Origin of the sequence: Muricoccus radiodurans (assembly GCF_050154705.1) — a bacterium.
Classification (GTDB): Bacteria; Pseudomonadota; Alphaproteobacteria; order Acetobacterales; family Acetobacteraceae; genus Roseomonas; species Roseomonas radiodurans.
In genome coordinates this window covers 4,184,780-4,205,859 of sequence record NZ_CP189561.1, presented here as the reverse complement: position 1 = coordinate 4,205,859, position 21,080 = coordinate 4,184,780, and the positions used below count along the sequence as shown (strand labels likewise).

General features: G+C 73.5%; 20 protein-coding genes. 19 read left to right on the top strand and 1 reads right to left on the bottom strand.

Features of this window, described 5'->3' with window-relative positions; genetic code table 11:
• Positions 1 to 24: 24 nt before the first annotated feature.
• The gene (locus tag ACP6CK_RS19795) at positions 25 to 774 is read right to left on the bottom strand and encodes an MlaA family lipoprotein (protein ID WP_426955023.1); all 750 of its coding nucleotides are present in this window, start codon (positions 772 to 774) and stop codon (positions 25 to 27) included.
• 85 nt (positions 775 to 859) lie between these two features.
• Here ACP6CK_RS19795 and ACP6CK_RS19790 point away from each other — a divergent pair, with 85 nt between their 5' ends.
• From ACP6CK_RS19790 to ACP6CK_RS19700, 19 genes are all read left to right on the top strand, one after another.
• Positions 860 to 1,084, top strand: coding sequence for a hypothetical protein (locus ACP6CK_RS19790; protein ID WP_426955022.1), 225 nt, complete (start codon positions 860 to 862; stop codon positions 1,082 to 1,084).
• A gap of 6 nt (positions 1,085 to 1,090) precedes the next feature.
• Positions 1,091 to 1,177, top strand: a complete 87-nt coding sequence (gene kdpF, locus ACP6CK_RS19785; RefSeq protein WP_075800680.1) for a K(+)-transporting ATPase subunit F — start codon at positions 1,091 to 1,093, stop codon at positions 1,175 to 1,177.
• Between the two features lie 16 nt (positions 1,178 to 1,193).
• Entirely contained in the window at positions 1,194 to 2,891 is a 1,698-nt protein-coding gene (gene kdpA / locus ACP6CK_RS19780; protein WP_426955021.1) for a potassium-transporting ATPase subunit KdpA, read from the top strand.
• 11 nt (positions 2,892 to 2,902) lie between these two features.
• Positions 2,903 to 4,960, top strand: coding sequence for a potassium-transporting ATPase subunit KdpB (gene kdpB / locus ACP6CK_RS19775; RefSeq protein ID WP_426955020.1), 2,058 nt, complete (start codon positions 2,903 to 2,905; stop codon positions 4,958 to 4,960).
• Between the two features lie 3 nt (positions 4,961 to 4,963).
• On the top strand, positions 4,964 to 5,551 hold the full coding sequence (gene kdpC, locus ACP6CK_RS19770) for a potassium-transporting ATPase subunit KdpC (protein WP_426955019.1): 588 nt from the start codon (positions 4,964 to 4,966) through the stop codon (positions 5,549 to 5,551).
• Positions 5,552 to 5,905: 354 nt separating this feature from the next.
• On the top strand, positions 5,906 to 7,888 hold the full coding sequence (locus ACP6CK_RS19765; RefSeq protein WP_426955018.1) for a beta strand repeat-containing protein: 1,983 nt from the start codon (positions 5,906 to 5,908) through the stop codon (positions 7,886 to 7,888).
• A gap of 147 nt (positions 7,889 to 8,035) precedes the next feature.
• Positions 8,036 to 8,782 (top strand): SDR family NAD(P)-dependent oxidoreductase, encoded by a 747-nt coding sequence (locus ACP6CK_RS19760; protein WP_426955017.1) that lies wholly within the window; start codon positions 8,036 to 8,038, stop codon positions 8,780 to 8,782.
• 216 nt (positions 8,783 to 8,998) lie between these two features.
• Entirely contained in the window at positions 8,999 to 11,677 is a 2,679-nt protein-coding gene (locus ACP6CK_RS19755; protein ID WP_426955016.1) for an ATP-binding protein, read from the top strand.
• On the top strand, positions 11,674 to 12,381 hold the full coding sequence (locus ACP6CK_RS19750) for a response regulator (RefSeq protein WP_426955015.1): 708 nt from the start codon (positions 11,674 to 11,676) through the stop codon (positions 12,379 to 12,381). The genes ACP6CK_RS19755 and ACP6CK_RS19750 overlap by 4 nt, the downstream gene beginning before the upstream one ends.
• Positions 12,382 to 12,789: 408 nt before the next feature.
• On the top strand, positions 12,790 to 13,533 hold the full coding sequence (gene phnF / locus ACP6CK_RS19745) for a phosphonate metabolism transcriptional regulator PhnF (RefSeq protein WP_426955014.1): 744 nt from the start codon (positions 12,790 to 12,792) through the stop codon (positions 13,531 to 13,533).
• Positions 13,533 to 14,702 carry an alpha-D-ribose 1-methylphosphonate 5-triphosphate diphosphatase gene (locus ACP6CK_RS19740; protein WP_426955013.1) on the top strand — a complete coding sequence of 390 codons (1,170 nt, stop codon included), beginning with the start codon at positions 13,533 to 13,535 and terminating at the stop codon, positions 14,700 to 14,702. Before phnF ends, ACP6CK_RS19740 begins: the two co-directional genes overlap by 1 nt.
• Entirely contained in the window at positions 14,702 to 15,166 is a 465-nt protein-coding gene (phnG, locus tag ACP6CK_RS19735) for a phosphonate C-P lyase system protein PhnG (protein ID WP_426955012.1), read from the top strand. The genes ACP6CK_RS19740 and phnG overlap by 1 nt, the downstream gene beginning before the upstream one ends.
• The gene (gene phnH, locus ACP6CK_RS19730) at positions 15,163 to 15,738 is read left to right on the top strand and encodes a phosphonate C-P lyase system protein PhnH (protein WP_426955011.1); all 576 of its coding nucleotides are present in this window, start codon (positions 15,163 to 15,165) and stop codon (positions 15,736 to 15,738) included. The genes phnG and phnH overlap by 4 nt, the downstream gene beginning before the upstream one ends.
• Before the next feature lie 3 nt (positions 15,739 to 15,741).
• Entirely contained in the window at positions 15,742 to 16,839 is a 1,098-nt protein-coding gene (locus ACP6CK_RS19725) for a carbon-phosphorus lyase complex subunit PhnI (RefSeq protein ID WP_426955010.1), read from the top strand.
• A gap of 196 nt (positions 16,840 to 17,035) precedes the next feature.
• Entirely contained in the window at positions 17,036 to 17,884 is an 849-nt protein-coding gene (locus ACP6CK_RS19720) for an alpha-D-ribose 1-methylphosphonate 5-phosphate C-P-lyase PhnJ (protein WP_426955009.1), read from the top strand.
• Positions 17,881 to 18,657 (top strand): phosphonate C-P lyase system protein PhnK, encoded by a 777-nt coding sequence (gene phnK, locus ACP6CK_RS19715; RefSeq protein WP_426955008.1) that lies wholly within the window; start codon positions 17,881 to 17,883, stop codon positions 18,655 to 18,657. The genes ACP6CK_RS19720 and phnK overlap by 4 nt, the downstream gene beginning before the upstream one ends.
• The gene (gene phnL / locus ACP6CK_RS19710; RefSeq protein WP_426955007.1) at positions 18,654 to 19,370 is read left to right on the top strand and encodes a phosphonate C-P lyase system protein PhnL; all 717 of its coding nucleotides are present in this window, start codon (positions 18,654 to 18,656) and stop codon (positions 19,368 to 19,370) included. The genes phnK and phnL overlap by 4 nt, the downstream gene beginning before the upstream one ends.
• A complete protein-coding gene (gene phnN / locus ACP6CK_RS19705) occupies positions 19,367 to 19,936 on the top strand; it encodes a phosphonate metabolism protein/1,5-bisphosphokinase (PRPP-forming) PhnN (RefSeq protein ID WP_426955006.1) in 570 nt (189 codons plus the stop codon). The genes phnL and phnN overlap by 4 nt, the downstream gene beginning before the upstream one ends.
• Positions 19,933 to 21,066, top strand: coding sequence for a ceramide glucosyltransferase (locus tag ACP6CK_RS19700; protein WP_426955005.1), 1,134 nt, complete (start codon positions 19,933 to 19,935; stop codon positions 21,064 to 21,066). Before phnN ends, ACP6CK_RS19700 begins: the two co-directional genes overlap by 4 nt.
• Positions 21,067 to 21,080 lie beyond the last annotated feature (14 nt).

The following is a 21,080-nucleotide window of genomic DNA, read 5'->3' as shown; positions in this document are numbered from 1 at the left end:
GCGTCCGCGGGACGCGCCGGCGTGTCAGCGGGACGCGCCGGGGTCCTCCAGCACGTCCAGCCGGTCGCCCGTGTCGCCGCTGATGCCGAGCTGGGCGTTGCGGCGCTGCTCCCACACGCTCCGCAGCCGGGCATAGAAGTCGAGCGAGCCGTTGCGCAGCTCGTCCAGCCCCTCGATGTTCTGCTCGCGCAGGTCCAGCCCCGACACGCCGCCCCGGGTCGCGTTGGCCCAGAAGGGCAGCACCCAGTCGATCGGGTTCAGCAGGCCGTCCCCCACCGTGCCGATCGTGTCGCGGACATTGGACGGGCCCGCGATCGGCCACATCAGGTAGGGACCGGAATCGACGCCCCAGACATGCAGCGTCTGGCCGAAGTCGCCGCTCCGCTGCGCGATGCCGAAATCCGTCGCCACGTCGTAGAGGCCGCCGAGGCCGATGGTGGAGTTGAAGAAGAAGCGCAGCGTCGTGTGCCCGGCATCGAGGAAGCGGCCCTGGAGAAGGTTGTTCGCGAGGACGCGCGGCTCCTGCATGTTGTTCAGGACCGAGCGGATGCGGGTGCGGCCGTATTCCGGCACGACCTGCCGGTAGCCGAGGGCGACGGGGCGGATCACCGCGTCGTCCACCGCCATGTTGAAGCCCAGCACGTCGCGGTTGCTCGCCTCCAGCGGGTCGCCGGGCGTCGTGCCCACCGTCCCGGGCGCCCCGTCCGGCCGTGTGGCGCAGGCGCCGAGCGTCAGCGCGAGGAGGAGGACGGGAAGGAGTGACCGAAGGCGCATCGGCCGAGCATAGGGGATGTGGGCCGACCGCCTAGATGCCGCGTGGCGCCGGATGCCGGGCGGTGGGCCGTCGGCCCATCAGCAAATGGTGACCGGGCCCAAGGACTATCCACCCCAGCCCAGCCTTTATGCCCGCTTTACGCCCCGCGCCGAACGCTCGCATGGCGCCTTTACGGGGCGCCGGCCCAGCTTCCAGGCCCTGACAAGCCGGAATGCCGGAACCCCGATGCTCGACCTTCTCCTCCTCGCCCTCGGCCTCGGCGCCTTCGCGCTGCTGGCCGCCTACGCCGCCGGCTGCGAACGGGTCTGACGCGCCGTGCTCGACCTGATCCTCGGCGGCGCGGTCAGCGCCGGCCTCCTCGCCTACCTCCTCTGGGCCCTGCTGCGCCCGGAAGACCTGTGACCGGACGCCCGATCCCATGACCCTTCTCGGCTGGGCGCAGATCGCGCTCGTCCTCTCCCTGACCGTCGCGGCCGCCGTGCCGCTCGGACGATACATCGCCGCCGTGGCCGAGGGCCGCGTCACCTGGCTGCAGCCCGCGGAAACGCTGCTCTACCGCCTCGGCGGCATCGATCCCGGGCGCGGCCAGGGCTGGCGCGGCTACGCGCTGGCGATGCTGGCGGCGAACGCGGCTGGGTTCCTCCTGCTCTACGCGATCCTGCGGCTGCAGGGATCGCTGCCGCTGAACCCGCGCGGGCTGGACGGCATGTCGCCGTGGCTCGCCTTCAACACGGCCGTCTCCTTCGTCACCAACACGAACTGGCAGGCCTATAGCGGCGAGGCCGCGGCCTCCTACCTCTCGCAGATGGCGGGGCTGGCGGTGCAGAACTTCCTCTCCGCCGCGACCGGCATCGCGCTCGCGCTCGCCGTCACCCGCGCCTTCGCGCGCGGCGGCGTGCGGGAACTGGGGAACTTCTGGGCGGACCTCGTCCGGATCACCCTCTACGTCCTGCTGCCGATCAGCCTCGTGCTCGGCCTCGCCTTCGCCGCCCTCGGCATCCCGCAGACCCTGTCGGACTACGTCACCGCCGCGACGCTGGAAGGCGCGGAGCAGGTCATCCCGCTCGGCCCCGCCGCCTTCCAGATCGCCATCAAGCACCTCGGCACCAACGGCGGCGGCTTCTTCGGCGTGAACTCCGCCCACCCGTTCGAGGGGCCGAACGCGATCGTCATCGCGCTCCAGATCATCGCGCAGTCCGTGATCCCCTTCGCCCTCTGCCTCACCTTCGGGCGGATGGTCGGCGACCGCCGCCAGGGCCGCGCGCTGCTGGCCGTGATGGTCGGCTTCGTCGTCGTCGCCACCGCCGCGGTCTATGCCGCCGAGTCCGCGGGCAACCCGCTGCTGACCGCGCTCGGCGTGGACCCGGCCGGGGGCAACATGGAGGGCAAGGAGCTCCGCTTCGGCATGCCCCTCGTCGCCCTCTTCACCGCCACCACCACCGGCGCCTCCTGCGGCGCGGTGAACGCGATGTTCGACAGCTTCACCCCGCTCGGCGGCCTGGTCCCGATGTTCCTGATCCAACTCGGGGAGGTGCTGCCGGGCGGCGTGGGCTCCGGCCTCTACGGCATGCTCGTCTTCGCGCTGCTCGCCGTCTTCGTCGCTGGGCTGATGGTCGGGCGCACGCCGGAATACCTCGGCAAGAAGGTGCAGGCGCGGGAGATCAAGCTGGCGATGCTGGCCGTGCTCGTCCTGCCCGCCACGATCCTCGGCTTCGCCGCCGTCGCCGTCGTGCTGCCCTCCGCGGTCTCCTCCATCCAGGATGCCGGCCCGCACGGCCTGTCGGAGATGCTCTACGCCTACACCTCCGCGGCCGGGAACAACGGCTCCGCCTTCGGCGGCCTCACCGCCGACACGCCCTGGATGAACGTGACGCTCGGCCTCGCCATGCTGCTCGGCCGCTTCGCCTATGTCGTGCCCGTCATGGCCATCGCCGGCGCGCTGGCGGCCAAGGTGAAGTCGCCGCCGGGTGCCGGCACCCTCCCCACCCACGGACCGCTCTTCGCCGGGCTGCTGGCGGGCGTGATCCTCATCCTCGGCGGGCTGCAATTCCTGCCCGCCCTCACCCTCGGCCCGCTGGCGGAACACTTTGCCCTCCTCGCCGGCAAGACCTTCTGAGGCCCTTCCCGATGCTCGACACCACCACCGGGACCGGCGCCGCCACGCGCCGCCCGCCCCTCCTCGACACGGCGATTCTGCCGCGGGCGCTGGGGGATTCCGTCCGCAAGCTCAACCCGCTGACGCTCATCCGGAACCCCGTGATCTTCGTCACGGAGGTCGTCTCGATCCTCGTCACGATCCTCTCCGCCCGCGCGGCCTTCCGCGGGGAGCCCTGGGCCTTCCAGGCCGGGATCGCCCTCTGGCTCTGGTTCACCGTCCTCTTCGCCACCTTCGCGGAGGCGGTGGCCGAGGGGCGCGGCCGCGCCCGGGCCGAGAGCCTGCGCAAGGCACGGACCGACACCCAGGCGAAGCTGCTGCTGCGCCCGGATGACCGCGCGCTGTGGCAGCCGCGCGGCGCGACGGAACTGCACGTCGGCGACCTCGTGCTCGTCGAGCCCGGCGACCTCATCCCCTCGGACGGCGAGGTGGTGCAGGGCATCGCCAGCGTGAACGAGGCCGCGGTGACCGGCGAATCCGCCCCCGTCATCCGGGAGAGCGGCGGCGACCGCAGTGCGGTCACCGGCGGCACCCTCGTCGTCTCCGACTGGATCGTGGTCCGCATCACCGCGGCCCCCGGCTCCACCTTCATCGACCGCATGATCGCGCTGGTGGAGGGCGCGTCGCGCCAGAAGACGCCGAACGAGATCGCGCTCGACATCCTGCTCGCCGGAATGACGATCATCTTCCTGATCGCGGTGGCCAGCGTCGTCGGCCTCGCCTCCTGGAACGGGCAGCCGCCTTCCGTCCCGGTGCTGGCCGCCCTGCTCGTTACGCTCATCCCCACCACGATCGGCGGCCTGCTCTCCGCCATCGGCATCGCGGGCATGGACCGCCTCGTGCGCTTCAACGTGATGGCCACCTCCGGCCGCGCGGTGGAGGCGGCGGGCGACGTGGACGTGCTGCTGCTGGACAAGACCGGCACCATCACGACGGGCAACCGCCAGGCCGCCGCCTTCGTCCCGGCGCCCGGCGTCGCCGAGCGCGACCTCGCGGAGGCCGCCGTCCTCTCCTCCCTCGCGGACGAGACGCCGGAGGGCCGCTCGGTCCTTGCCTTCGCGCGGGACCGCCACGGCATCACCCCGCCGGAGTTGCCGGCCGGCGCGACGGTCGTGCCCTTCACGGCGCAGACCCGCATCTCCGGCCTCGACCTGCCCGGCGGCCAGTACCGGAAGGGCGCGGCGGACGCCCTGATCCGCGCCGCGGGCACCGAGGCCCCGCCCGCGCTGCGGGAGGCGGTGGACCGCATCGCCCGCGGGGGCGGCACGCCGCTGGTGGTGGCGAAGGACGACCGCCTGCTCGGCGCGATCGAGCTGAAGGACATCGTGAAGCCCGGCATCCGGGAGCGCTTCGCGGCGCTGCGCCAGATGGGCATCCGCACGGTGATGGTGACCGGCGACAACCGCCTGACCGCCGCCGCCATCGCCGCCGAGGCCGGGGTGGACGACGTGATCGCGGAGGCCACGCCGCAGGACAAGCTTCAATACATCCGCGACGCCCAGGCGGAGGGACGGCTGGTCGCCATGGCCGGCGACGGCACGAACGACGCCCCCGCCCTCGCGCAGGCCGATGTCGGCGTCGCCATGCAGACCGGCACCCAGGCCGCGCGGGAGGCCGGCAACATGGTCGACCTGGACAGCGACCCGACGAAGCTCATCGAGGTGGTGGAGATCGGCAAGCAGCTCCTCATCACCCGCGGGGCGCTGACCACCTTCTCCATCGCCAACGACGTGGCGAAGTACTTCGCCATCCTGCCGGCGATCTTCGTCACCGGGTATCCGGAGCTGCAGGCGCTGAACGTCATGCGCCTCGCCAGTCCGGAGAGCGCGATCCTGTCGGCGGTGATCTTCAACGCGCTGATTATCGTGGCCCTCGTGCCGCTGGCGCTGCGCGGCGTGCGCTACACGCCGGTCGGCGCGGCCGCGCTGCTCCGGCGCAACCTGCTGATCTACGGGCTGGGTGGCCTCGTCGCGCCCTTCCTCGGGATCAAGCTCATCGACCTCCTTCTCCAGCTCCTCGGGGTGGCCTGAACCATGTCCGTGCTTCGTCCCGCCGCGACGCTCGTCGTCGCCTTCACCCTCCTGCTCGGCCTCGCCGCGCCGCTCGCCATGACCGGGATCGCCGGGGCGATCCTGCCCGGCCCCGCCGGCGGTTCCCTGGTGGAGCGGAACGGCCGCATCGTCGGCTCCTCCCTCATTGGCCAGAACTTCGCGGAGGATCGCTACTTCCACGGCCGCCCCTCCGCTACCACGGCGGCCGATCCGGCGGATGCCACGAAGACCGTGGACGCGCCCTACAACGCCGCAGCCGGCGCCGCTTCCCAGCGCGGCCCGACAAGCCAGGCGCTGCTCGACGCGGTGCGGGACCGGATGGCCGCCGCCGGCCCCTCTCCCGTGCCGGCCGATGCCGTCACCGCCTCCGCCTCCGGCCTCGACCCGCACATCAGCCCGGAGAACGCGGCACGGCAGGTGGCGCGCGTCGCGCAGGCGCGGGGCCTCGCACCGGAGCGTGTCCGGGCGCTGCTCGCGGTGCAAACGGAGCCGCCGCTCCTCGGCCTCCTCGGCACCCCGCGTGTGAACGTCCTGCGCATCAACCTCGCCCTCGACGAGATGGCCCCATGAAGCGGCCGCCCCTGGCGAATCCGCCGATCTGTTCCTGAAACGGAAGGCACGGCCGGCACGCGAGCGCCGGGACGGCCCCATCGCCGGATGGTTCGGGTGCGCTGCGGTACACGGCATTGTGTGTGCCGCCACCCCTCCCGATCCCGCGAGGCCGAGCCGCGAGAGGTGACAGGCGGAAGCTCGCAGTGATGGGCGGGAGAGCGAGGAAAGAACCGTTCCGCCGAGGCACCCGCGCCCGTCTGACATCTTTGAAAGGCCGTGCGCGCCGACCATCCACGGTTCTCCGGGTTCTTGAGGCCGACTCGTCCGGCGTGGTCGTCTTCGCGCGCAACAGGCACCCAGGAGCAAGCCAGAATGGCCTTCTCTCCCGCCCCCACCACGGGCAACGACGTGATCGTCAGCGACGGCACCGCGGGATCGGTGGACGCGCTCGCCGGCAACGACACCGTCCTGGGCGCCGCGGGCCAGGACACGATCACCGGCAATACGGGCGATGATTCCCTGGTCGGCGGTGACAGCAACGATCTGCTGGAGGGCGGCCTCGGATCCGACACGCTGGATGGCGGCGCGGGAACCGGTGATTCGGCCAGCTACCGGGACGCCGCCGCGGGCGTCACCGTGAACCTGGCGCAGGGAACCGCCACCGGCGGCGACGGCACGGACGCGCTCGTCAACATCGAGAACGTGCTCGGCTCCGCCTTCAACGACACGCTGACTGGCGGTGCGGCCGCCGCGCTGCTCGATGGCGCCGCCGGGAACGACACGATCGTCAGCGGCCAGGGCGGCGACGTCCTGCTGGGCAGCGTCGGCGACGACACGCTGAGCTACGCCCTCTCCACCGCCGGCGTAGCCATCAACCTGACCCGGAACTCCGCATCGGGCGGCTGGGCGACGGGAGACCTGATCGGCGGGTTCGAGGCCGTCACCGGCTCCGACTTCAACGATACGATCGCCGGCAGCTCCGACGGCAACCAGCTGAACGGCGGAAACGGCGCCGACTCCCTGTTCGGGGCCGCCGGATCGGACCTCCTGACGGGCGGCACCGGGGCGGACACGCTGAACGGCGGCGACGGCCAGGACTTCGCGAACTACAGCGCCTCCGCGGCGGGCGTCTCGGTGAACCTCGCGACGGGCATCGGCTCCGGCGGCGACGCCGCCGGCGACGTGCTGTTCAACTTCGAGGGCGTCTTCGGCTCGGCCTCCGACGACGTCGTGACGGCCGGGGCCGGCGGCTCGTTCTTCTTCGGCGACGCCGGTAACGACACGCTCGTCGCCGGCGCGGGCGCGGATTTCTTCGACGGCGCGGCAGGCTCCAACTCCGTGAGCTACGAGCTGTCGAACGCGGCCGTGACCGCCAGCCTGATCACCCGCACCGCCTCCGGCGGCTACGGGACCGGCGACACCCTCAATTCGGTCAACGGGCTCCGGGGCAGCGCCTTCAACGACGTGCTGTACGGCTCCGACCTCAACGACTCCCTGCTCGGTGGCGGGGGCGACGACTTCCTGCAAGGGAATGGCGGCGCCGACACCATCGATGGCGGCGGCGGACAGGACACCGTCAGCTACGCCGATGCCCGGTTCACCGGGGTCTTCGTCAACCTGCTCAACGGCGTCGGCTCTGGTGGGGTGGCGGCGGGCGACAGCCTCACCAATGTCGAGAACCTCGTCGGCTCCGCCCTGGACGACGTGCTGCTGGGGAACGATGTCAGCGCCAACCAGCTGGACGGCGGCGACGGGAACGACTTCCTGCGCGGCGGCTTCGGCGCGGATGTGCTGATCGGCGGCGCCGGCACCGACACGGCCAGCTACCTGACCTCCAACTCCGCGGCCGGGGAGCGCGTCTACCTCAGCAGCGGCCAGGGCTTCGGCACCGAGGCGGAGGGCGACCGCCTGATCGGCATCGAGAACCTCGACGGCTCCAACTCCACCGACCTGCTGGTGGGGGATGGTGGCCGGAACGTCCTCGTGGGGAACAGGGGCAACGATACCCTCGTCGGCGCGGGCGGGGAGGACGTGCTGGTCGGCGGCTCCGGATCGGACCGCTTCACCTACCTCACCCTCGCCGACAGCGCTCCGGGCGTGGTGGACCTCGTCGCCGACTTCTCGCGCGGGGAAGGCGACGTGATCGACCTCTCCGTGCTGACCGGCGGGCGCGGATACAGCTTTGTCGGCGACGCCGCCTTCACCGGCGCCAGCCCGCAGATCCACGCCCTCGCCCTCGGGGCCGGCCGCTTCCTGGTGGAGACGGATGCCGGCGGCGGCGGCGCCGACCTGCGCCTCGTCGTGCAGACGGTGGACGTCAGCGGCCCCATGCTCGCCAGCGACTTCGCGTTCTGACACCGCCGCGCCGGCACCCGGAGCACCGGGCGCCGGCGCGGCCTCCCTGGCCGATACCCAGCCCGCCGCACGGATGGTAGGGGAAGGCCGTACCGCGCCCCTCCGGCGCATCGCATCGCCCGAGACAAGACGGGGAAGGAAGACGACATGGCCGAGACGGCCCGCAGGACCGCCCTGATCACCGGCGCCGGCCGCAACATCGGGCGGGCCGTCGCGCTCGGCCTCGCGCAGGACGGGCTCGACGTCGTCATCAACGGCTCCTCGGACCGCACCGCCGCCGAATCGGTGGCGGCGGAGGCGCGGGCCCTGGGCGCGACGGCGCAGGTGATCATGGGCGATGTCGGCCGCGCCGAGGAATGCGCCCGCATCGCGGCCGAGGCGATCGCCGCCTTCGGCCGGGTGGACGTGCTGGTGAACAACGCCGCGCTGCGCCCGCAGAAGGCCTTCCTGGAGATGTCGCCGGCCGACTGGTCCCGCGTCATGTCCGTGGACCTGGAAGCGGCCGTGTGGCTGTCCCAGGCCGTGCTGCCGGGCATGCTGTCGCAGGGCTGGGGCCGTATCGTCAGCTTCACGGGCATGAACGCCATCCACGGCTATGCCGGCCGCGCGCCGGTCTCCGTCGCCAAGCACGGCGTCTGGGGCCTGACGAAGGCGTTGGCCAAGGAGTTCGGGCCCAAGGGAATCACGGTGAACGCCGTCTCCCCCGGCCCCATCGCCTCCGACGACGCCGATCCCGCGGCGGACGCACATCGTCAGAGCTACGTCGCGAAGGTCCCGGTCGGCCGGATGGGCACGCCGGCCGAGGTGGCGGCGGTGGTGCGCATGCTCGTGAGCGACGGCGGCGCTTACGTCAACGGCCAGATGCTGCAGGTGAATGGCGGTGCGGAGACCTGAGCAAGGCCGGGGGGAAGGCATTCCCCCCGGACCCCCTATCTCTTTTTGCCAGGCTGCCGCGGAGCTCGGAAACGGGGTCGCTCCCATGTCAGCCTTCCGCGGCAGCCCGATAAGAGAAGAAGGGTGTGAGGGGCCTGGGGAGAGGGAGAATTCCTTCTCCCTCTCCCCGGAGTCACGCGAACCAACGAATCAGGTTCGCCGCGCCATCCCGCCCCCATGGTCCTGACCACACCGTCCCGCCCCGACCCGGATGCCCTGCTCGCCGCCGCTGCGCGGGACGGGCGCGGGCGTCTGAAGGTCTTCCTCGGCGCCGCTCCCGGCGTGGGCAAGACCTTCGAGATGCTGACCGAGGCCCGTCGCCGCGCCCTCGGCGGCACGGACATCGCCGTCGGCCTCGTGGAGACGCATGGCCGCGCGGAGACCGCCGCGCAGGTGGCCGGGCTGGAGGTGCTGCCGCGCCGGCGCATCCCCTATCGCGGGCAAGCGCTGGAGGAGTTCGACCTCGACGCCGCGCTCGCCCGCCGCCCCGGCATCCTGCTTCTGGACGAGCTGGCGCACAGCAACGCCCCCGGCAGCCGCCACCCCAAGCGCTGGCAGGACGTGGAGGAGCTGCGCGCCGCCGGCATCGAGGTCTGGACGACGATGAACGTCCAGCACCTGGAGAGCCTCTCCGACGCCGTGGCGCGCATCACCGGCGTCCGGGTCGCGGAGACCGTACCGGACCGCGTGCTGGCCGAGGCGGACGCCGTCGAGCTCATCGACATCCCGCCGGCCGAGCTGCTGGAGCGCCTGCGCGGCGGCAAGGTCTACCGCCCCGACCAGGCCGAGCGCGCCCTGCGCGGCTTCTTCCGCGAGGGCAACCTGACCGCCCTGCGGGAGATGGCGCTGCGCCGCACGGCGGAGCGGGTGGATGCCGACGTCACCGGCTACATGCGCGCCAACGCCATCCCCGGCCCCTGGCCCGTGGCCGACCGCGTGCTGGTGCTGGTGGGCGCCGACACGGCGGCGGAGAACGTGGTGCGGCAGGCGCGGCGCATCGCCGATACACTGCGCGCGCCGCTGATCGCGCTGCACGTCGAACGCCCCGGTGCCTCCGGCGATCCGGGCGCCGCCATGCGGCTGGCCGAATCCCTGGGCGCGGAGACCGAGACGCTCGTCGCGGCGGACCTGCCCTCGGCGATGCTCGACTTCGCGCGCGGGCGCAACGCAACGCATCTCGTGCTCGGCCGCGGACGCCCGGTGCTCTGGCGGCGGCTGACCGGCCGCACCCTCTCGGCGGCGCTGCTGCGCCGCGCGACGGACTTCACGCTCCACCTCGTGCCCGATCCGGCATCGCCCGGCCGCGCCGCGCCCGCGCGGGCGGACCGCGACCATCCCGCCTGGCTCGGCTGGCTCTCGATCCCGGTGCTGGCGGCGGCCGCGACGGTGATCGGCCTCGCGCTCGACGACAGCGTGCCGGACGGCATGCTGGGCATGGTCTATCTCGCCGCCACCGTCGCGGCGGCCGTCGCCTTCGGGCCGCTGCACGGCGTGCTCGCGGCCGGGCTCTCCTTCCTTCTCTGGAACTTCCTCTTCCTGCCGCCGCGCTACACCCTGACCATCGCGGGGCCGCAGGACGTGGTCGGCGCGATCATCTTCGGCCTCGTCGCGCTGCTCCTCGCGGGCACGGCGGGGGGGCTCGGGCGATCCGTCCGGGTGGCCAGGGCACGACTCTTCGGCCTCCGCCGATTGGTGGAGTTCAGCCGCCGTCTCGGCGCGCCCCAGGGCCGCGGCGACCTCGTGGAACTCGTCGCGCAGGAAGCGGAGCGCGTCGCCGGCTGCCCGGCCTGCGTGCTGCTGCCACTGGACGGCGGCGGCCTGCTGGAAGGCGACGCCGTGCAGGGGACGGAAACGGACCTCGTCCTCCGTGCCGCGTTACCGGCGGACGCCGAGCCGGACGAGGGCTCCCTCGCCGCCGCGCGCTGGTGCTTCTCCCGGGCGCAGCCCACCGGACGCGGCACGGACACATTGCCCGCCCTGCCCTGGCAGTTCCGGCCGCTGCGCGTCGCGCGCGGGGTGGCCGGCGTGATCGGCCTGCGCCTGTCCGACCGGACCGCGCCCCTGGACGCGGAACGGGACCGCACGCTGGACGCGCTGCTCGACCAGGCCGCCCTCGCGCTCGACCGCGCTGCGCTGATGGAGGAGAGCGCCCGCGGCGCCGCGCGCGCGGAGGCGGACGCGCTGCGCACGACGCTGCTCACCTCCCTCGGCCATGACCTGCGCACGCCGCTCACGGCCATCCGCGGCGCGCTGGAAACCCTCCGCACGGTCGGGGATGGCCTGCCGCCCGAGACCCGCGCCGACCTCGTCGCGACGGCGGAGGAGGAATCGGTCCGCCTCGGCCGCTACATGGCGAACATCCTCGACATGGTGCGCCTGGAGAGCGGCGGCGTGCAGCCGCGGCGGGAGCCGGTGGACATCGCCGCCGCCGTGGACGGAGCCGCCGACCGCGCCGGCCGCGCCGCCGGCCGGACCGTGGAACGCCGCCTGGACCCGCGCCTGCCAGCGCCGAAGCTCGACCCCGCGTTGCTGGACCAGGTCCTGTCGAACCTGCTGGACAACGCGCTGAAATTCTCCGCCCCGGACGGCCATGTCGTGATCGCCGCGCAGCGCGAAGGCGCCAACCTCGCCATCACCGTGGACGACGACGGCCCCGGCATCCCGCGCGAGGACCTGCCCCGCATCTTCGACCCCTTCTTCCGCGCGACCCGCACCGACCGCATCGCCGCCGGCACCGGCCTGGGACTGGCCATCGGCCGCGGCCTCGTGCGCGCCATGGGCGGCCAGATCGCGGCCGAGAGCCCGGTGCCCGGCACGGCCGGCGGCACGCGCATGACCCTGCGCTTCCCCGCATGACCCATCCCGGCGACCTCGGCACGCCCCGCGTGCTGGTGGTGGACGACGAGCCGCAGATCCACCGCTTCCTCGGCCCCGCCCTCTCCGCCTCCGGCTACCAGCCGCTGCGGGCGGAGAACGCGGCGGAGGGGCTGCGCCTCGCCGCCACCCGCGCCCCGGCGGCCATCCTGCTGGACCTCGGCCTGCCGGACATGGACGGCCAGCAGGTCATCCCCCGCCTGCGCGCCTTCACCGCCGTGCCCATCCTTGTCCTCTCCGCCCGCGACCAGGAGGAGGAGAAAGTCGCCGCCCTGGACGCCGGCGCCGACGACTACGTGGAGAAGCCCTTCGCCCTGGCCGAGCTCCTCGCCCGCCTCCGCGCCGGCCTCCGCCGCGCCCCCGCCGGCGCCGCCAGCGCCGAGGCGGTGATCCGCACCGGCCCGCTGGAGGTTGACCTCGCCCGCCGCACGGCCCGGCTGGACGGCGGCCCTCCCCTGCGCCTGACGCCGCGGGAATGGGACCTCCTGGCCGCCCTCTCCCGCGCCGGCGCCGGCCGGGTGGTCACGCAGCGGCAACTCCTGACGGCGGTCTGGGGTCCCGCCCACACGGAAGATGCCCAGTATCTGCGGGTCTATATCGGGCACCTCCGGCAGAAGCTCGGCGCTGCGGCATCGCTGATCCGAACGGAGCCGGGCGTGGGCTATCGGTTCGGGGAAGACGAATAGAAGGCTGGGGGAAGGTATTCCCCCAGACCCCCATCTATTTTTGCCAGGCTGCCGCGGAGCAGTTCTCCATCGGTCCCGCCGTTACGGCGCGCCGAAGGGCAGGTTGACGTCTCAGGCGGCTGGGACGAGGCGACCGGTTGAGACGCCCGTCCGCAAGCTCGCCAACGATCCGGGCCGAGCGCGCGGCGATCCGGCCTTGAATGGAAAACCCACCGATCCGTCCTCCGAGGGCAGGCACACAGCTCGGGGGGGCAGTGAAGCTCGCGCTTCGATCGCCCTCCGCTCCGGCGGACCGAGCCTCACCTCCGCCGGTTCCTGCCGCCCGTCCCCGCCGCCACACGGATGTGACCGAATTGTCATCACAAAGTCATTCGGATGAATTTCAATCGGTGCCATAACCGTCCCGCCATGATGCCGAAGCAGAGCACCCACCTGGCCTGGCGGAATGTCGAGGCGGCTCTGGCCGCCGACATCCTCGCCGGCCGGATCGCCCCGGGCGAACGCCTGCCGACCGAACCCGCCCTGATGGCGCGCTTCGAGCTCGGGCGGCACAGCATCCGCCGCGCCGTCGCGGAACTGGAGACGCGCGGCCTCGTGCAGACGCGCCAGGGCAGCGGGACCTATGTCCGGCCGGCGCCCGTCCTGGACTACCGCCTCTCCGCCCGCACGCGCTTCTCGCAGAACCTGCTGGGACAGGGGCGGGAGCCCTCGGGCCGCGTGCTGTCGGCCCGGGAAGTCCCGGCGCCCCCGCACGTCGCCGCCGCCCTTCGCCTGCCGCCGGATGAGCCGGTGCACGCCACCCTCCGCCTCGGCCTGGCGGATGACGTGCCGATCAACCTCTCCGAATCCTACGTCCCCGCCCGCCGCTTCCCCGGATGGGCGGAGGGCCAGCTCGCCGGGCTGGGCGTGACCGAGATCCTCGCGGCGCACGGCGTCACCGACTACGTCCGGCTCGAGAGCGTCGTGACCACGCGCCTGCCGACCGAGGAGGAGGCGCGCCGCCTCGACCAGTCGGCGACGCAGCCCGTGCTCGTCGTGCGCAAGGTGGACGCCGATCCCTCGGGCGTCCCCGTCACCTTTTCCGAATCCATCTGGGCCGGGGAGCGCGTGCAGCTCTCCGTGGACCACCCCCGTGCGGAGGACGAGTTCTGATGTGGATCGCTGACCTCCGGCTGGTGCTGCCGGACCGTGTCGTGCCCCGCGGCGCCGTGCGGATCGAGGACGGCCACCTCGCCGAGGTGACCGAGGGCCCCGCGCGCGGCCCCGCCGTCTCGGCCGGCGGCCTGACGCTCATCCCCGGCATCGTGGACCTGCACGGCGACATGATCGAGAAGGAGGTGGAGCCGCGGCCGGACTGCGACTTCCCGCTCGACGTCGCGGTGGCGAACCTCGATGCCCGCCTCGCCGCCGCCGGCGTCACCACCGCCTATGCCGGCGTCTCCTTCGCCGAGGGCAAGCGCGGCCTCCGCTCCGAGGAGCGCGCCGGCGCCCTCGTCGAGGCCCTGGCCCGCCTGCGCCCCGCCGCCCGCGTGGACCTGCGCGTCCACGCACGCTTCGAGGTGACGAACCCCCGCGCCGAACCGGTCCTGCGCAACCTGCTGGCGCGGGGGATGGTGGACATGGTCTCCCTGACCGACCACACGCCCGGCCAGGGCCAGTACCGGGACGTGGAGCAGTACGTCGCCTACGCCGCCCGCGCGCACGGCCACAGCGCGGCGGAGGCGACCGCCCGCGCCCAGGCGCGCATGGCCGCGCCGCCGGCCTGGACGATCGCGCGGGCCGTGACCGACCTCGCCCGCGCGCAGAACCTCCCCATCGCCTCCCACGACGACGACACGCCGGAGAAGGTGCGGGTGATGCGCGACCTCGGCGCCACCATCTCGGAATTCCCGGTCACGATGGTGGCCGCCGAGGCGGCGCGCGCGGCGGGCATGGCCACGCTGATGGGCGCGCCGAACGCGCTGCGCGGCCGCTCCATGACCGGCAACATCACCGCGCGCGCGGTGCTGGAGGCCGGGCTGCTGGACGCGCTGGCCGCCGACTACCATCAGGGCGCCATGCTGCCGGCCGTGCTGGCCTGGCACCGCGATCGCCTGCTGCCGCTGCACCAGGCGATCGCGCTGCTGACCGTCAATCCGGCCCGCGCGGCGGGGCTGGCGGATCGCGGCGCCCTCGCGGTCGGCCAGCGCGCCGACCTCGCGCTGCTGGACCTGCCGGCAGACGGCCTTGCCCTGCGGGTGCGGACGGTGTGGCGCGCCGGTCAGGTGATCCACTCCGACGGCTGGCTGGGCAGCGCCACCGCCCTGGCGGAAGCCGCGTGATGAGCACCGCCACCGAACACCCCCGCGCGAACGACGAACGCCGTCACTGGATGGGCGTGCTGGCCCGCGCCGGCGCCGCGCGCATCGAAGCGCGCCTGACGAAGGCCAACGCCTTGCCGCCCCACACCCGCCTGCGCGGCCCGGAGACCGGGCTTGTCATGGTGCGCGGCCGCGCCGGCGGCGACGGCGCCCCCTTCAACCTCGGCGAGATGACGGTCACCCGCTGCGCCGTGCGCCTCGCGGACGGCACGGTCGGCCACGCCTACCTCAGGGGCCGCGACGCCCGCGGGGCCGAACTGGCGGCCGCCCTGGACGCCGCCCTGCAGGACCCGACGCGCCGCCCCGCCCTGATGCGGGACGTCGTGGAGCCGCTGGCCGCCGAGCAGGACGCCGCGCGCGACGAGATGGCCCGCAAGGCCGCCGCCACCCGCGTGCGCTTCTTCACCATGGCGAACATGCGATGAGCACGCTTCTTCCCGGCTTCGCCGATCCCGTGCTGGACGCCCAGGCGGCCTTCCGCGCCGTGCTGGACGCCATGGCCCGCCCCGGCCGCGTGCAGCGCATCGCCAGCCCGCCCGCGGCCCCTGCGCCGCTCTCCCCCGCCGCCGCCGCCGTGCTGCTGACGCTCGCGGATGCCGAGACGCCGCTCTGGCTCGACGCCGGCGCGGACGCTGAGCAATGGGCGCGCTTCCACGCCGGCTGCCCCGTGGTGGCGAACGCGGCGGACGCCGCCTTTGCCCTCGCGGTCGGCACGCCGCCCGCGCTCGACACGCTGCGCCCCGGCACGGACGAGGACCCACACGCCTCCGCCACGCTGATCCTGCAGGTTGCATCCCTGGAAGAAGGTGCCGGCTGGCGCCTGACCGGCCCCGGCATCGAGCGGGAGCACCGCCTGCGCGTCACGGGCGCCCCGCCCGGCTTCGCCGCCGCCTGGGCCGCCAACCGCGCCCGCTTCCCGCGCGGCGTGGATGCCATCCTCTGCGCCGGCGACCGCGTGGCCGCCCTGCCGCGCACCACCACCATCGGGGAGGGCTGAGCGATGTATGTCGCGGTGAAGGGCGGCGAGGCCGCCATCGCCAACGCCCATGCCTGGCTCGCCGAGGAGCGCCGCGGCGACCCCGCCGTGCCGGAGATCGCCACCGACGCCATCGCGGAGCAGCTCACCCTCGCGGTGGACCGCGTGATGGCGGAGGGCTCCTGCTACGACCCCGATCTCGCGGCCCTTGCCATCAAGCAGGCGCGCGGCGACCTGATCGAGGCGGTCTTCCTCCTCCGCGCCTACCGCACCACCCTGCCGCGCTTCGGCGCCAGCGCACCGGTGGACACGGGCGCGATGGCCGTACGCCGCCGCGTCTCCGCCACCTACAAGGACCTGCCCGGCGGGCAGGTGCTCGGCCCGACCTTCGACTACACCCACCGCCTGCTCGACTTCGCCCTGGCCGCCGAGGGCCTGGCCCCGCCCGCCGCCCCGCAGGCCGATCCGGGCGACGACGCCGCCTGCGCCCGCGTGACGACGCTGCTGGCCCAGGAAGGGCTGATGGCGCCCGAGACGCCGTCCGACGCCGAGCCGGGCGACCTGACGCGCACGCCCCTCGCCTTCCCCGCCGGCCGCGCGCTGCGCCTGCAGAACCTCGCGCGGGGGGACGAGGGCTTCCTCCTCTCCATGGCCTACTCGACGCAGCGCGGCTACGGGAACAGCCACCCCTTCGTCGGCGAGGTGCGGCAGGGCGACGTCGCCGTCTGCCTCACCCCGCCCGAGCTCGGCTTCGAGATCGAGATCGGCGACATCACTGTCACCGAATGCCAGATGGTGAACCAGTTCAAGGGATCGCGCAGCGAGCCGCCACAGTTCACGCGCGGCTACGGCCTCGTCTTCGGCCGCACCGAACGCCGCGCCATGGCGATGGCGCTGGTGGACCGCTCCCTCCGCGCGCAGGAGCTGGGGGAGGACGCCGCGGCTCCCGCGCAGGACGAGGAATTCGTCCTCTCCCACTCCGACAACGTCGAGGCGACCGGCTTCCTGGAGCATCTGAAGCTGCCCCACTACGTGGACTTCCAGAGTGAGCTGGAATCCGTCCGCGCCATGCGCGCCGCCGCCCGGCCGGTGCCGGCAGGACTGGCGGAGGCGGCGGAATGATCGCCGATCTGGATCGCGGGTGGCCCCGGGAGGCGCTGCCTCCCGGACCCTCCGCCGGGGGGCAGGCGTGCCCCCCGGACCCCGCGATCTTACTCGACGCGGTCCAGGGGCGCGTTCGCCCCTGGCAGGAGGGGTCCGGGGAGGGCAGCGCCCTCCCCGAGGCCGCCCGCGAGAACCAACACAAGGGCTGGTCGGCATGAGCGGCTACAACTTCGCCTACCTCGATGAGGCGACGAAGCGGATGATCCGCCGCGCCCTGCTGAAGGCCGTGGCGGTGCCCGGCTTCCAGGTGCCCTTCGGATCACGGGAAATGCCGCTGCCCTATGGCTGGGGCACCGGCGGCATCCAGGTCACCGCCAGCCTCCTCGGGCCCGAGGACACGCTGAAGGTGATCGATCAGGGCGCGGACGACACCACCAACGCCGTCTCCATCCGCCGCTTCTTCGCCCGCGTCGCCCCGGGCCTGCGCACGACCGAGCGCACCGCGGACGCCACGGTGATCCAGACCCGCCACCGCATCCCCGAGACGCCGCTGCAGGAGGGCCAGATCCTTGTCTACCAAGTCCCGCAGCCCGAGCCGCTCTACAAGCTGGAGCCGCGCCGCGCCGAGACGCGCCGCCTGCACGCGCTCGCCGATTACGGCCTGATGCAGGTGAAGCTTTACGAGGACATCGCGCGGCACGGCCGCGTCGGCTCCTCCTACGACCACCCCGTCATGGTGGGCGGGCGCTACCTCATGTCTCCCTCCCCCATCCCGTCCTTCGACAACCCGAAGATGCACCGCTCCCCCGCGCTCCAGCTCTTCGGCGCAGGGCGGGAGCGGCGGCTCTACGCCGTGCCGCCGCACACGGAGGTCCGCAGCCTCGACTTCGAGGACCATCCCTTCGTGCCGCTGCGCGCGAACGGCAGCTGCGCCCTCTGCGGCGCGCGGGACAGCTACCTCGACGAGGTGGTCACGGACGACCGCGGCGGCCGGATGTTCGTCTGCTCCGACACCGACTTCTGCGGCGAACGCCAGTCAGCGCTGCGGGAGGCCGCGGAATGAGCGACGATCCCATCCTCTCCGCCCGCGACCTCTCCCTCTCCTTCGGGAGCGTGCGCGCGCTGGACGGCGTCTCGATCGACCTCTGGCCCGGCGAGGTGCTGGCGATCGTGGGCGAGTCCGGCTCCGGCAAGTCCACCCTCCTGCGCGTCCTGGCCGGCGAGGCGCGCCCCGATGCGGGCCACGTCACCTACCGCGATCCCACGGGCGCCACGCAGGACGTGCACGGGATGGGCGAGCCCGCCCGCCGCCGCCTGGCCCGCACGGAATGGGGCTTCGTCCACCAGGACCCGCGCGACGGGCTGCGCATGGCCGTCTCCGCCGGCGGCAATGTCGGCGAACGGCTGATGGCCGTCGGCGACCGCCATTACGGCAACATCCGGGAGGAGGCGGCGCGCTGGCTGGAGCGGGTGGAGATCCCCCGCTCGCGCCTGGACGACGCGCCGCGCACCTTCTCCGGCGGCATGCGGCAGCGGCTGCAGATCGCGCGCACCCTCGTCACCCGCCCCCGCCTCGTCTTCATGGACGAGCCGACCGGGGGGCTCGACGTCTCGGTGCAGGCGCGGCTGCTGGACCTGATCCGTGCGCTGGTGGCCGATCTCGGCATCGCCGTGATCCTCGTCACCCACGACATCGCGGCCGCCCGCCTGCTTGCGCACCGCCTCGTCGTGATGCGCCACGGCCAGGTGGTGGAGGAAGGATTGACCGACCGCGTGCTGGACGACCCGCGCCACCCCTACACGCAGCTCCTCGTCGCCTCGGTGCTCGCGGCATGAGCCCCTTGCAAGAGAACTGGTCCTTGAAAGCCGAAGGGCTGTCCAAGGGCTTCGTCCTGCACCTGCGCGGCGGGCTGGAGATGCCGGTTCTGCGCGACACGGGCCTGGAGGTGGCGCCGGGCGAGTGCGTCGCCCTCTCCGGCCCCTCCGGCGCCGGCAAGTCCACGCTGATGCGGCTGCTTCACGGCAACTACGGCGCCGATTCCGGCCGCATCCTCGTCCGCCGCCCCGATGGCGGCGTGAGCGACCTCGCCGCCGCCCCACCGCGCGAGGTGATCGCGCTGCGGCGGGAGGTGATCGGCTACGTCTCCCAGTTCCTGCGCGTCATTCCCCGCGTGCCGACGCTGGACGTGGTGGCGGAACCGCTGACCACCCGCGGCGTGCCGGCCGGGGAAGCCCGGTCCCGCGCCGCCGTCCTGCTGCGTCGCCTGAACCTGCCGGAGCGCCTGCACGGCCTGCCGCCCGCCACCTTCTCGGGCGGGGAGCAGCAGCGGGTGAACCTCGCACGCGGCTTCATCGCGGACTACCCGGTCATGCTGCTGGACGAGCCGACCGCGAGCCTCGACGCGGCGAACCGGGAGGTCGTCATCGCCCTGATCGGCGAGGCGAAGGCCCGCGGCGCCGCCCTGATCGGCATCTTCCACGACATCGAGGTGCGGGACCGCGTCGCCGACCGGGTTTTCGAGGTAGACCCGCTGCGGGAGGCCGCGTGACCGGCCGCCTCGTCGCCGTCGTCGGCCCGTCCGGCGTCGGCAAGGACACGCTCATGGACGCCGCCCGTGCCGCCCTGGAAGGGGACGGCCGCTTCGTCTTCATCCGCCGCGCCATCACCCGCCCTGCGGAAGCAGGCGGGGAGGACCACCTACCCCTCTCGCGCGAGGCCTTCGAGGCCCGCCGCGACGCCGGCGGCTTCGCCCTGTGGTGGGAGGCGCACGGCCTCCTCTACGGCCTGCCGCGGGAGGCGGTGGAGGCGGCGATCGCGGCGGACCGGGTCGCCGTCGCCAACCTCTCCCGCCACGCCCTGGCGGAGGCCGCCGCGCGCTACCCGCTGCGCGTCCTCTCGATCACCGCGCCGGTCGCGCTGAGGGCCGCGCGCCTCGCCGCCCGCGGGCGGGAGAGCGCCGAGGACGTGGCCCAGCGCCTGGCCCGGGAAGCCCCCCTGCCGCCGGGCTTGGACATCGAGACGGTCGTGAACGACGGCAGCGTGGAGGAGGGGGCGGCGCGGGTGCTGGCTGCGCTGCGCCGCGCCGCGCAGCCGAGGGAGGCGATGCGCGCATGACCCTCGCCGTCCTGGCCGGATCGGCCTGCGCCGTGCTGACGGCGGCGAACCTCCTGAGCCTCGGCGTCGCCTCGTCCCGGCTGCGCCCGCGGAGCCGCCGGCCGACGACGCGCACGGACCCCGTCAGCATCGTCCGCCCCGTCTGCGGCCTGGAGCCCTTCGTGGAGGAGACCCTCGCCAGCGGCTTCCGCCTGGACCACCCGGATTACGAACTGATCTTCTGCGCCGAGCGCGCCGATGATCCCGTGGTGCCGCTGGTGCGCGGCCTGATCGAGGCCCACCCGCAGGTACCAGCACGCCTGCTGATCGGGGAGGACCGGATCAGCGGCAACCCGAAGCTGAACAACTGCGTCAAGGGCTGGCAGGCGGCGCGGCACGGCTGGATCGTGCTGGCGGATTCCAACGTGCTCATGCCGCCGGACTATCTTCAGCACCTGCTCGATGCGTGGCGGGACGACACGGGACTGGTCTGCTCCACCCCGCTCGGCAGCCATGCGGGGAATTTCGCGGCCTGGATGGAGTGCGCCTTCCTCAACACGCTGCAGGCGCGCTGGCAGTATTTCGGAGAAGCGATCGGGCTGGGCTTCGCGCAGGGCAAGAGCATGCTCTGGCAGCGTGACTTCCTGGAGGCGCAGGGCGGGATCCGCGCCTTGGGCGCCGAGATCGCGGAGGACGCGGCCGCGACGAAGCTCGTGCGCGCCGCCGGCCGCCACGTGCACCTCGTGGACGCGCCCTTCGAGCAGCCTCTGGGCCGCCGCACCCCTCGCCAGGTCTGGCTGCGGCAGCTCCGCTGGGCGCGGCTGCGGCGCGTGACCTTCCCCCTTTTCTTCGCGCCGGAGCTGTTCAGCGGCGCGGCGGTGCCGATGGTCCTCGGCCTGGTCGCGGCGGGCGCGGCCGGCGTCAGCCTGCCCCTCGTCGCGGCCGCGCTGCTGCTGCTCTGGTACGGGCCAGAGGCGGCGCTGGCGCGGGCCAAGGGCTGGCCGCTCTCCTGGCGCCTGCTGCCAGCCTTCCTCGCCCGCGATGCGACCATCCCCGTGCTCTGGCTCGGCGGCTGGACGACCGGGGCGACCGTGTGGCGCGGCAACACCCTGCCGTTCGACGGCGCCGTATCCCGTCCGGCGCCGGGCTGAACGTCCAACCCCGC

Excerpts from the sequence above, each read along its gene's own strand:
- ACP6CK_RS19795 (WP_426955023.1), bottom strand. The coding sequence starts at position 774 with ATGCGCCTTCGGTCACTCCTTCCCGTCCTCCTCCTCGCGCTGACGCTC.
- ACP6CK_RS19790 (WP_426955022.1), top strand. The coding sequence starts at position 860 with ATGGTGACCGGGCCCAAGGACTATCCACCCCAGCCCAGCCTTTATGCC.
- kdpA (WP_426955021.1), top strand. The coding sequence starts at position 1,194 with ATGACCCTTCTCGGCTGGGCGCAGATCGCGCTCGTCCTCTCCCTGACC.
- kdpB (WP_426955020.1), top strand. The coding sequence starts at position 2,903 with ATGCTCGACACCACCACCGGGACCGGCGCCGCCACGCGCCGCCCGCCC.
- kdpC (WP_426955019.1), top strand. The coding sequence starts at position 4,964 with ATGTCCGTGCTTCGTCCCGCCGCGACGCTCGTCGTCGCCTTCACCCTC.
- ACP6CK_RS19765 (WP_426955018.1), top strand. The coding sequence starts at position 5,906 with ATGGCCTTCTCTCCCGCCCCCACCACGGGCAACGACGTGATCGTCAGC.
- ACP6CK_RS19760 (WP_426955017.1), top strand. The coding sequence starts at position 8,036 with ATGGCCGAGACGGCCCGCAGGACCGCCCTGATCACCGGCGCCGGCCGC.
- ACP6CK_RS19755 (WP_426955016.1), top strand. The coding sequence starts at position 8,999 with ATGGTCCTGACCACACCGTCCCGCCCCGACCCGGATGCCCTGCTCGCC.
- ACP6CK_RS19750 (WP_426955015.1), top strand. The coding sequence starts at position 11,674 with ATGACCCATCCCGGCGACCTCGGCACGCCCCGCGTGCTGGTGGTGGAC.
- phnF (WP_426955014.1), top strand. The coding sequence starts at position 12,790 with ATGATGCCGAAGCAGAGCACCCACCTGGCCTGGCGGAATGTCGAGGCG.
- ACP6CK_RS19740 (WP_426955013.1), top strand. The coding sequence starts at position 13,533 with ATGTGGATCGCTGACCTCCGGCTGGTGCTGCCGGACCGTGTCGTGCCC.
- phnG (WP_426955012.1), top strand. The coding sequence starts at position 14,702 with ATGAGCACCGCCACCGAACACCCCCGCGCGAACGACGAACGCCGTCAC.
- phnH (WP_426955011.1), top strand. The coding sequence starts at position 15,163 with ATGAGCACGCTTCTTCCCGGCTTCGCCGATCCCGTGCTGGACGCCCAG.
- ACP6CK_RS19725 (WP_426955010.1), top strand. The coding sequence starts at position 15,742 with ATGTATGTCGCGGTGAAGGGCGGCGAGGCCGCCATCGCCAACGCCCAT.
- ACP6CK_RS19720 (WP_426955009.1), top strand. The coding sequence starts at position 17,036 with ATGAGCGGCTACAACTTCGCCTACCTCGATGAGGCGACGAAGCGGATG.
- phnK (WP_426955008.1), top strand. The coding sequence starts at position 17,881 with ATGAGCGACGATCCCATCCTCTCCGCCCGCGACCTCTCCCTCTCCTTC.
- phnL (WP_426955007.1), top strand. The coding sequence starts at position 18,654 with ATGAGCCCCTTGCAAGAGAACTGGTCCTTGAAAGCCGAAGGGCTGTCC.
- ACP6CK_RS19700 (WP_426955005.1), top strand. The coding sequence starts at position 19,933 with ATGACCCTCGCCGTCCTGGCCGGATCGGCCTGCGCCGTGCTGACGGCG.